Origin of the sequence: Halanaerobium hydrogeniformans (assembly GCF_000166415.1) — a bacterium.
Taxonomy (GTDB): Bacteria; Bacillota; Halanaerobiia; order Halanaerobiales; family Halanaerobiaceae; genus Halanaerobium; species Halanaerobium hydrogeniformans.
In genome coordinates this window covers 1-11397 of sequence record NC_014654.1, presented here as the reverse complement: position 1 = coordinate 11397, position 11397 = coordinate 1, and the positions used below count along the sequence as shown (strand labels likewise).

Below are 11397 nucleotides of genomic sequence, written 5' to 3'. Positions count from 1 at the left end.
TAACTTCTGATTTCTAACATTCAAGGTGTTAAATTGGTGGAGGTAAGCGGATTCGAACCGCTGACCTCCTGCTTGCAAGGCAGGCGCTCTCCCAGCTGAGCTATACCCCCGTATAGTAGTTCTAAATTAGTGAAATGGTGGGTCTAGGTAGATTTGAACTACCGACCTCACGCTTATCAGGCGTGCGCTCTGACCAACTGAGCTATAGACCCATTCTCTTTTTAAATTAATATAAATCCTCACATCTTTTATTGCAGGATTTATTTGTTTTTTCTATTTTTTATTTTTATTGAATGATTTTTGCAAACCTTCAAAATTAAACAGCAAGCTCACGTTCTCTCCTTAGAAAGGAGGTGATCCAGCCGCACCTTCCGGTACGGCTACCTTGTTACGACTTCACCCCTCTTACCGGACACACCTTCCGGCATCCGCAGATGACTTCTGGTGCATCCAACTCGATTGGTGTGACGGGCGGTGTGTACAAGGCCCGGGAACGTATTCACCGCAGTATGCTGACCTGCGATTACTAGCGATTCCAACTTCATACAGGCGAGTTGCAGCCTGCAATCCGAACTGGGATTGGTTTTCAAGGATTTGCTCCACCTCGCGGCTTAGCTCCCCTCTGTACCAACCATTGTAGCACGTGTGTAGCCCGAGATATAAAGGGCATGAGGACTTGACGTCATCCCCACCTTCCTCCGACTTTCACCGGCAGTCTTCTTAGAGTCCCCGACATTACTCGCTGGCAACTAAGAACAGGGGTTGCGCTCGTTGCGGGACTTAACCCAACATCTCACGACACGAGCTGACGACAGCCATGCACCACCTGTCTCCGTGTGACATAAATGCCAAACCCTGCTTTCACAGGTAGTCACGGGATGTCAATTCTCGGTAAGGTTCTTCGCGTTGCTTCGAATTAAACCACATGCTCCACCGCTTGTGCGGGCCCCCGTCAATTCCTTTGAGTTTCAATCTTGCGATCGTAATCCCCAGGCGGGATACTTAATGCGTTAACTCCGGCACTGAAGGATTCGAACCTCCAACACCTAGTATCCATCGTTTACGGCTGGGACTACCGGGGTATCTAATCCCGTTCGCTCCCCCAGCTTTCGTACCTCAGCGTCAGTGTTAACCCAGAGAGTCGCCTTCGCCACTGGTGTTCTTCCTAATATCTACGTATTTCACCACTACACTAGGAATTCCACTCTCCTCTGTTACACTCAAGATAACCAGTTTCAAACGCAGTCTGTCGGTTAAGCCGACACCTTTCACGCTTGACTTGATTATCCGCCTGCGTACCCTTTACGCCCAATAATTCCGGACAACGCTTGCACTCTACGTATTACCGCGGCTGCTGGCACGTAGTTAGCCAGTGCTTCCTCCAAAGGTACCGTCAGGTGGGTATCATTTTCTATACCCACGGTTCTTCCCTAAGGACAGAGCTTTACAATCCTAAGACCTTCTTCACTCACGCGGCGTTGCTCCATCAGGCTTTCGCCCATTGTGGAAGATTCCCCACTGCTGCCTCCCGTAGGAGTCTGGACCGTGTCTCAGTTCCAGTGTGACTGATCGTCCTCTCAGACCAGCTATAGATTGTCGCCCTGGTGAGCCATTACCTCACCAGCTAGCTAATCTACCGCGGACCCCTCCTCAAACGATGCTAATAGCACCTTTTCTGATTGTGTGATGCCACACTCTCAGCTTACCCGGGATTAGCCCGACTTTCGCCAGGTTATCCCAGACTTGAGGACAGGTTATCCACGTGTTACTCACCCGTCCGCCACTATCTAGTCTCGTCTTCCGCCCGAAGGCTTCCGTCGAGGTAGACCGTTCGACTTGCATGTGTTAAGCACGCCGCCAGCGTTCGTCCTGAGCCAGGATCAAACTCTCCGTTTAAAGAATTTGATTTGGCTTCTATTATTTATATAAAAGCTTTGAACTAATAATTACTTTTAAGTTTTAACACTCAAAGTATATTAACGTTGGCTTGCTGTTTAATTTTCAAGGTTCACTGAATCTTCTTTAATAGAACAAAAAGGATGATTCAGCACTTGGACATTGAGTCCGTCGCACTGATCTTCTTTAATAGAACAATAATAAGATGATACCTTGCTAGGTCATTGAGACCGTCGCACTCTATCTTCTTTAATAATACTAAGATTGGTGCTTTGCTCGGGAAGTTTTGCCCCTCACAGATCGCTTTTGTTTTTAACAGCGACATTTAATATCTTATCAATACTGCTGTCGTTTGTCAAGAACTTTTTTTATTATTTTTCCAAAAAAACAATGTGTCTTTTTCAGCGACATTTACTATGTTAACATTGATTAACTTCCTTTGTCAAGGAATTATTGATTTTATTTCATTTGACTATAAAAACCCCTGTGAAAGCGGGTTTTATAGCCTTAAAACACCTTTATTTTATAATATTTATAATTTTTACAATCATTCTTCTTCATATAATTTATCTAGATCATCAGTTTCTGTTTCTATTTTATCTAATTCTTCGAGTTCATCCACTATCTCATCTTCATTAATTCTAGCAAGAGAAACTACTTTATCATCTTCTTCAACATTTATTATTTTAACACCAATAGTATTTCTACCTGTAGTTGATATTTCTTCTGCCTGAACTCTAATAATAATTCCTTCGTGAGTAATAACCATCATTTCAGAATTAGCATCTACAATTTTAGCTGCTGCAAGTTGACCATTTTTTTCGGTTATATTAGCAGTTAATATACCTTTTCCACCTCTGTTTTGAATTCTGTACTCTGTAAGAGGTGTTTTTTTACCATATCCATTTTCGGTAATTACAAGCAGATGCTCTCCAGCAGAATCAATTCCCATGTCTATTACATAATCTTCTTCACTAAGCCTGATTCCTCTAACTCCATAAGAATTTCTACCTACTGACCTTACATCACTTTCATTAAAATGAATAGCTTTGGCATTTTTGCTAACTAAAATTATATTCTCATCTTCATCAATAATCCTGACACCAATTAATTCATCATTTTCTCGTAAATTAATACCAATCAGTCCAGTATAATTAGTATCATAAGCATCTAATGATGTCTTTTTAATTAAACCATTTTTGGTGGCCATAATTAAATAGGCATCTTCAGGAAACTCTTTAACAGGAATCACGGCGGTTATTCTTTCTTCTTCTTTTAATTCTAAAAGATTTATTATTGCCGTACCCCTTGCCTGTCTACCTGCTTCTGGAATTTGATATCCTTTAAGTCTATAGACCCTTCCTTGATTGCTGAAAAACAGGAATTTATGGTGGGTTGTAGTAGTAAATATATTTTCTACAAAATCCTCTTCTTTGGTACTAATACCAATTACACCTTTACCTCCACGTCTTTGACTTCTATAGAGATCTAATGCCATTCTTTTTATATATCCCTGATGGGTCATAGTAATTACTATTTGTTCTTCTTCTATTAAATCTTCAATTTCAAGATCAGTTACCTTATCCATAATCTTAGTTCTACGCTTATCATTATATTTGTCTTTTATTTCTAATATCTCTTTTTTAACTATATTAAGAAGTTTATCTTCATCAGCTAAAATAGAACGATATCTGGTTATTTTAGCTTGAAGTTCATCATATTCAGTATCAATTTTATTTCTTTCTAACCCTGTTAAACTCTGCAATCTCATTCTTAAAATCGCATTTGCTTGAATCTCAGATAATTCATAATCATCCATTAATGCAATTCTAGCAGTATCCACATCTTCAGCTTCTTTAATCATTTCTACAATTTCATCTATGTTTGCCAGAGCAATTTTATATCCTTCTAAAATATGAGCTCTATCTAATGCCTTATCTAAATCATATTTAGTTCTTCGGGTAATCACTTTCTTTTGATGTTCTAAATAATGTTCTAAAATTTCTTTTAATGATAATACCTTTGGCTCATTATTTACCAGAGCAATCATTATTGTACTAAAGGTTATTTGTAATCTGCTGTGTTTATATAATTGATTCAAAACAACTTCTGGAGTAGCTTCTCTTTTTAACTCTATTACAATTCTCATTCCATCTCTATCAGATTCATCTCTAATATCAGAAATAGCATCAATTTTTTCATCTTTAACCAGATTAGCAATTTTTTTGATCAAACGAGCTTTATTTACCTGAAAGGGTAATTCATCTACTATAATCTGTTTTCTATTAACCTTTAAATCTTCGATCCTTGTTTTAGCTCTGACTGTTAATTTTCCTCTACCAGTTTTATAAGCTTTGTAGATACTTCCCCTTCCCATAATCTGTCCACCTGTAGGAAAATCAGGTCCTTTAATAATTGTCATTAATTCTTTGGTTGTTATTTCTGGTTTAGTAATTAATTTTACGACACCATCTATTACTTCGCCCAGGTTATGAGGAGGAATGCTTGTTGACATTCCAACTGCAATTCCTGCACTTCCATTTACCAAAAGATTGGGGAACCTTGCCGGTAAAACTTGCGGTTCTTCTAAAGATTCATCAAAATTAGGTGTGAAATCTACAGTTTCTTTATTTATATCTGTTAATAATTCTGTTGTGATAGATGACATTCTTGCTTCTGTATAACGCATGGCTGCTGCTGAATCACCATCAACAGACCCAAAGTTACCATGTCCATCGATAAGTGGATAGCGATATGAAAAATCCTGGGCCATCCTTACCATAGTATCATAAACAGCTGTATCACCATGAGGATGGTATTTACCAAGTACTTCCCCAACAATACGAGCTGATTTTTTATGTGGTTTATTAGGAGTCATACCTAGATCATTTAAAGCATATAATATTCTCCTATGAACAGGTTTTAAGCCATCTCTTACATCAGGAAGAGCTCTACCTACAATTACACTCATTGCATAATCAAGATAAGAACCCCTCATTTCTTTATCTATGTCAATTTTTTCTACTCTTGCTGCTTTTTGATTCAAATTATTCACCAGCCTTTATATAATAATAAGATTTAAACATCAAGATTTTTAACTTGAGCTGCATTTTCCTGAATAAATTTCCGTCTTGGCTCTACTTTATCTCCCATTAAAATAGAAAATGTCTCATCAGCCAAAATTGCATCTTCAATATTAACCTGGAGTAAAATCCTATTATCAGGATCCATTGTAGTATCCCAGAGCTGTCCCGGATTCATTTCTCCTAAACCTTTGTATCTCTGCATAGAAACTCTATCTCTACCAATTTCATCGAGAAGCTCTTTTAATGCTTTGTCATTATAAACATATTCTTCTTTTCTTCCCTTTTTAACCTTATATAAAGGTGGTTGTGCAATATAAATATTTCCATTTTCTAATAAAGGACGCATATAACGATAGAAGAATGTCAAAAGTAGAGTTCTTATATGAGCACCATCGATATCTGCATCTGTCATAATTATTATTCTTTCATAGCGTAAATTATTTATATCAAATTCTTCTGCAACACCTGTACCAATGGCAGTAATTAGAGCTCTAATCTCATCATTGTTTAATATTTTATTTAAACGGGATTTTTCCACATTTAATATTTTACCCTTTAATGGTAAAATAGCTTGAAATTCCCTATTTCTTCCCTGTTTAGCCGAACCACCTGCAGAATCACCCTCAACAATATATACCTCTGTATCTTTTGCCTGTCTTTTTGCACAGTCAGCTAATTTACCTGGTAAAGCAGTTGAAGTAAGGGCACTTTTTCTTCTGGTTAGATCTCTGGCTTTACGAGCTGCTTTTCTTGCTCTGGCAGCACTTAATGCCTTATCAACAATTACCTTAGCTATTTTAGGGTTTTCTTCTAAAAAGGTTTTAAGAAAAGAGGAAACTGCAGAATCAACAAAACCCCTCATCTCAGAATTACCAAGTTTAGTCTTGGTTTGTCCTTCAAACTGAGGATCAGCTAATTTTACACTTATTATTGCAGTCATTCCTTCTCTAATATCCTGACCTTTAAAATTATCATCAGAATCTTTCAAAATATTTTTTTTGCGAGCATAATCATTAAAGGTTCTTGTAATGGCAGATTTAAACCCACTTAAATGAGTTCCACCCTCTTTGGTATTAATATTATTAGCGAAACTAAAAATAGAACTGTTATAGCCCTGATGATATTGAATAGCTACTTCTAATGAGCCCTCTTCTCCCTCTGTTTCTAAATAGATTGGATCTGGATAAAGAGGTTTTTTACTTTGATTTAAATACTTAACAAAAGAAACTAGGCCACCATCATACTGATATTCATCTTCTTTTGTTTCATCAACTCTACTATCAATTATTTTAATTTTAAGCCCTTTGTTTAAAAAAGCAAGTTCTTTTAGACGCTGGGCTAAATTTCTATATTCATAATCTATCTCTTCAAAAATTTGGGGGTCAGCTTTAAATTCTATTGTAGTACCTGTACAATCACTATCACAGCTTCCAATAGCTCTCAGTTCGTGTTGAGGTACGCCCCTTTCATATTTTTGTTTATATACTTTTCCATCTTTCCAGGCAATCTCAACTTCCATCCATTCTGTTAAGGCATTTACAACAGAAATTCCTACACCATGTAAACCTCCAGAAACCTTATAACCTTCTCCTCCAAATTTACCACCTGCATGAAGGGTTGTCATTACAACTTCTACAGCAGGTTTATCAATTTTTGGATGGTTTTCAACCGGAATACCACGTCCATTATCTTTAACTTTTATAATATTACCTGGCTGAATTTCAACAATTATTTCTGTACAATAGCCTGCCATTGCTTCATCTATACTATTATCAACGACCTCATATACTAAGTGGTGTAAACCCTCAGTACTGGTCGAACCTATATACATTCCAGGTCTTTTTCTAACTGCTTCCAAACCTTCCAAAACCTGTATATGTTCTGCTTCGTAATTACTTCTCTCTTTAAAATCCATCAATATCCCCCATTTTCTTCAGTAAACTTATCAACTCTATCTGCTAGTGTCTTAGATGAGATCATTGAAAGATATATTGTCTCTCCTGTCAACACAAAAGAACGGGGATTACCCGCCGAATAGTCTACTATAAATCCTTCTTCATCAGAAATCTGCATAAATTCTTGTGTGATTTCAGAATAAGTAGTATTTTCTAGATCACCGATCAAAACTACTTGATCAGAAGGAATCATATTGCCTCCACCAAGATGTAAGAACATCTTAAAACTCACCCTCTTTTTTTAATTTTACCCTCTTTAACTCTATAAACATGATAAGAGTTATTTTTAAGTCCGGATAAATTTTCTCCGTCTGTTGCTGTAATTATAGTTTGAATTTTATTTGCTATAATATTAATCAATGCTTTTCTTCTTAAACTATCTAATTCAGAAAAAACATCGTCTAAAAGCAGAACTGGATATTCTCCCGTTTCAGATTTCATAAATTCAAGCTCTGCAAGTTTTAAAGCCAGAGCAGCAGTTCTCTGTTGGCCTTGAGATCCATATTTTCTTAAATCCATCTCATTTATCTTTAAGATTAGATCATCTCTGTGTGGTCCAATAACAGTATAACCTCTATTAATTTCTTGTTCTCTTTTTTCTTTTAAATTTTTATTAAAAAGTCCTCTCAACTCTGCCTCTCCCATTTTTTCAGAAAAACCATCTAATGATATATCATATTCTATTTCTAGTTCTTCTTTTCCCTCTGTTATCTGTCTTTGAGAAAGTCTAGCCAAGATTTTTAATTTATCAACTACTTCTATTCTTTTTAAAATAATTTTTGCCCCAATAGTAGATAACTGTTCATCCCAAATAGAGAGCATATTTTCTGAAGATTTTTTCCCATCTCTAATTGATTTTAAAAGATTATTCCTCTGTTTTAAAATATGATCATATTTACTTAAAAGATGATTATAATATCTGCTAACCTGAGAAATTTCCAAATTAATAAATTCTCTCCGGTGAGAAGGTCCCTCTTTAACCAACTTTAAATCTTCAGGCGAAAATAAAACAGCATTAAGATAACCCACCATTTCTTTTACCTTATCAAGTGGATTATCATTTAATTCTACCCTGCGTCCACCTTTATCTAAACGCATAGCTAATTTAATATTACCCTCTCTGCGCTCTAAAAGCAACTGAATAAGAGCTTCTTCTTTTTTCCAATTTATTAATTCAGAACAAACACTACTGCGGTGGGAATTAGTTGTAGCCATTATGTAAATTGCTTCTAATAAATTTGTTTTTCCCTGACCATTATCACCTAAAAATATATTTAAATTTGAATTTAAATCAAGTATTATTTCATCGAAATTGCGAAAATTACGGCAGAGAACCCTTTTTAAATGCATTTATTATCCCCGACTTACTATATATTTTTTATCGTTTCCAGTTAGAGATACAACATCTCCCACTTTTAGAGTTTTTCCCCTCTGTGTTTCTACTTCTCCATTAACTGTTACTTCTCCTTCTTGAATTAGATATTTAGCCTCTCCACCACTCATAGCAATATTTGCCCATTTTAAAAATTGATCTAAGTTTATTGTATCGGTATTAATCTCTATTTTTTCCAAACATAACCCTCCTTTAAGAAGCCTGAGCTCTAACAGGCATAATTAAATAAATAAATTTTCCTCCAGCTTGATCTTCATTTTTTATAACAAGAGGATTTAATGGACCTATCATTTCTATATTTATTTCTTCACTATCTAACACTTTTAATACATCAATTAAATAACCAGCATCAATATTAATTTTTTGATCAGGACCGGACAATTCTATTGAAAGCTCTTCATGAGCATAACCAGCACTTCCTTCAGTTGAATTAATTTCCATTATTCCTTCATCAGCTGAAATAGAAATTATATTCGCGTCTTCTTTAGCTATCAATGATGCTCTTTTAACTGCTCCATGTAGTTTAGATAAGTCTGCTTTGAATTTTGAATTAAATTCATCTGGTATTACTAGTTCATAATTGGGAAATTTACCTTCAATAAGTCTAGATATTAATTCTATACCAGCAAATTCAAAACGAGCATAATTGTTATCAACTACAATATCAATACTACCTTCATCTTCCAGTAAATTATTTAATTCATCTAAGGTACTACCAGGTAAAATAACTTCTATTATTTGATCTAAATTAGTTTTTAAAGGAGAATCAACATAAGATAATCGATATGTATTGGTTGAAACCATTCTCACTTCTTCTGCTTTAACAACAAAAAGCGCTCCGGTCAAAGCTGGTTGAGTTTCATCTTTTGAAGTTGATATTTTAACCTTTTCCAGCATTGATTTAAATTTAGCAGCAGGCAAATTAAATTCAGCACTTGCTTCAACTTCTGGTAGACTTGGAAATTCATCAGGATCAAAACCATTAATTTTAAATAATGAGTTTAAACAATTTATTTGCAACTGCCATTTATCTTCGTTTAATTCAATTTCAATCTTTTCTGACGGTAATTCTCTAATAATGTTAATAAATTGCATTGCAGGCAATACAACTGAACCCTCTTCTTCTGAATCAACATTAACATTATATTTAATACCTAATTCTAAATCTGTAGCTTTTAAACTTAGTATATTTTTTTCTACTTTTAAATAAATACCTGTCAAAATAGGAAGTGTTTTGTTTTTAGCTACAGCTCTTCTAACTATGTTTAAAGCTTTGTATAAATCCTTTTGTTCTATTGAAAATTTCAACTTAGATCCCTCCATTTTAAAAAGTTATTAACAATAAGCACAAAATATTATAGTTGTTTTTTTATTAATATAACTAGTAGTAATAGTAGTAGGGGCTGTTAATATGTGGATAAGCCCTCTAATACCAACTAGTAGTTGATTTTGCCTGTAGATAATATGTGGGCTTAACACCCAAAAGTTATCCACATACTAACAGTTTTATTTTATTAACATTCTATCTACAACTACCTTAATAACTATCCACAATTTTTGTTTATAAATTTATCCGTGTTTTATTGTATTGGTTAGACGTTCTATTTTCTTGCTGAAATCTTCTTCATTTTTTATTTTTTCTTTAATTTTATTATGAGCATGAATAACAGTTGTATGATCTCTACCACCAAATTCGTCTCCAATATGGGGTAAAGAAAAATCTGTTAATTCTCTGCTTAAATACATTGCAATTTGACGAGGAAAAGCAATATTTTGGGTTCTTTTTTTAGATTCCATATCTTCCATCCGTAAATTATAGTCTTCAATAATAATTTTTTTGATTCGTTCTATATTAACCTCGATATGTTCATCTTTTTTCTTATTAACTAGATCTTTTAAAGCTTCTCTGGCTAATTCAATATCTATTTCCCGATCAACAAGTGAAGAATACGCAATAACCTTAACCAATGCTCCTTCTAATTCTCTAATATTTGATTGTATTTTATTGGCAATATAAATAACTACCTCATTAGGGATGGTTAAGTTTTCTATATCTGCCTTTTTTCTTAAAATAGCAATTCTAGTTTCTAAATCAGGTTTTTGTATATCAGTTATTAAACCCCATTCAAATCGGGATCTAAGTCTTTCCTCAAGTGTAGGAATTTCCTTTGGTGGGCGATCACTGGAAATTATTAACTGTCTGTTTGATTCATGCAAAGTATTAAAAGTATGAAAAAATTCTTCCTGAGTCCGTTCTTTGCCAGCTAAAAACTGAATATCATCAACCAGTAAAATATCTATATTTCTATATTTATCCCTAAAATCAACAGTTGAATCATCTTTAATTGAATTTATGAGTTCATTTGTAAAAGTTTCAGATGAAACATACACAACCTTATAATCAGGATTATTTTTTAAAATAAAGTGAGCAATAGCCTGCATTAAATGAGTTTTACCCAAACCTACATCTCCATAAATAAAAAGAGGATTATATGCCTTTGCTGGTGCTTCTGCTACAGCTAGTGAAGCAGCATGAGCGAAACGGTTGCTGTTACCTACTACAAAAGTATCAAAAGTATATTTAGGATTAAAACCATTATTAAGTTTTTCTTCATCCTCCTGCTCCCCTAAATCATCGAAATCATCAGTTTCATCCATCAGATCAGTATTATTATTTTTTGAGTGGACTTTTTTGTTTTCAGCCTGTTTTTCTTTGAATTTTTTTACCTCTTTGGGAGTTAGTAAAAGCAGGCTCCATTCATTGCCAGTGAGATCATTTAGTATATCCTCAATTAAATTAATATATTGTGTTTCAATCCATTCCTGAATAAAGTTATTAGGAACCTGTAAAACCAGCTGATTTTCTTTTGTAGTTAAAACTGCTTTTGTTTCTGAAAACCAGGTATTAAAACTAGGATTAGTAATTTTTTCTTTAATCTTCTCTAAAGTTTTCTCCCAGATATGATTTAGTTCTTTTTGCGAAAAAGACATAAAATACCTCCTGTAATTCTAAAAAATTAATCTTAAGTAAAATTCACCCCCATTTAAAGGGGGTTGAATAAACACT

7 protein-coding genes, 2 tRNA genes and 1 rRNA gene are annotated in these 11397 nt (G+C 34.5%); all 10 read right to left on the bottom strand.

All coding sequences use genetic code 11. From position 1 onward, the window contains the following. Nucleotides 1-34 precede the first annotated feature (34 nt). Nucleotides 35-110, bottom strand: a tRNA-Ala gene (locus HALSA_RS00055). Between the two features lie 25 nt (nt 111-135). Continuing rightward, nucleotides 136-212: transfer RNA gene (locus HALSA_RS00050), tRNA-Ile, on the bottom strand. 134 nt (nt 213-346) lie between these two features. Further along, a 16S ribosomal RNA gene (locus HALSA_RS00045) occupies nt 347-1896 on the bottom strand. 547 nt (nt 1897-2443) lie between these two features. Next, the gene (gyrA, locus tag HALSA_RS00040) at nt 2444-4942 is read right to left on the bottom strand and encodes a DNA gyrase subunit A (RefSeq protein WP_013404613.1); all 2499 of its coding nucleotides are present in this window, start codon (nt 4940-4942) and stop codon (nt 2444-2446) included. A 32-nt stretch (nt 4943-4974) separates the two neighbouring features. Further along, complete coding sequence (gene gyrB / locus HALSA_RS00035) at nt 4975-6897, bottom strand: DNA topoisomerase (ATP-hydrolyzing) subunit B (protein WP_013404612.1); 1923 nt, start codon at nt 6895-6897, stop codon at nt 4975-4977. Next, entirely contained in the window at nt 6897-7157 is a 261-nt protein-coding gene (remB, locus tag HALSA_RS00030; protein WP_013404611.1) for an extracellular matrix regulator RemB, read from the bottom strand. The genes gyrB and remB overlap by 1 nt, the downstream gene beginning before the upstream one ends. 8 nt (nt 7158-7165) lie before the next feature. After that, nucleotides 7166-8287 carry a DNA replication/repair protein RecF gene (gene recF / locus HALSA_RS00025; RefSeq protein ID WP_013404610.1) on the bottom strand — a complete coding sequence of 374 codons (1122 nt, stop codon included), beginning with the start codon at nt 8285-8287 and terminating at the stop codon, nt 7166-7168. Between the two features lie 3 nt (nt 8288-8290). Continuing rightward, nucleotides 8291-8509 carry an RNA-binding S4 domain-containing protein gene (locus HALSA_RS00020; protein WP_013404609.1) on the bottom strand — a complete coding sequence of 73 codons (219 nt, stop codon included), beginning with the start codon at nt 8507-8509 and terminating at the stop codon, nt 8291-8293. Nucleotides 8510-8522: 13 nt separating this feature from the next. Next, complete coding sequence (gene dnaN, locus HALSA_RS00015; protein ID WP_013404608.1) at nt 8523-9638, bottom strand: DNA polymerase III subunit beta; 1116 nt, start codon at nt 9636-9638, stop codon at nt 8523-8525. A 261-nt stretch (nt 9639-9899) separates the two neighbouring features. Continuing rightward, nucleotides 9900-11321, bottom strand: a complete 1422-nt coding sequence (gene dnaA / locus HALSA_RS00010; protein WP_013404607.1) for a chromosomal replication initiator protein DnaA — start codon at nt 11319-11321, stop codon at nt 9900-9902. Nucleotides 11322-11397: the final 76 nt, after the last annotated feature.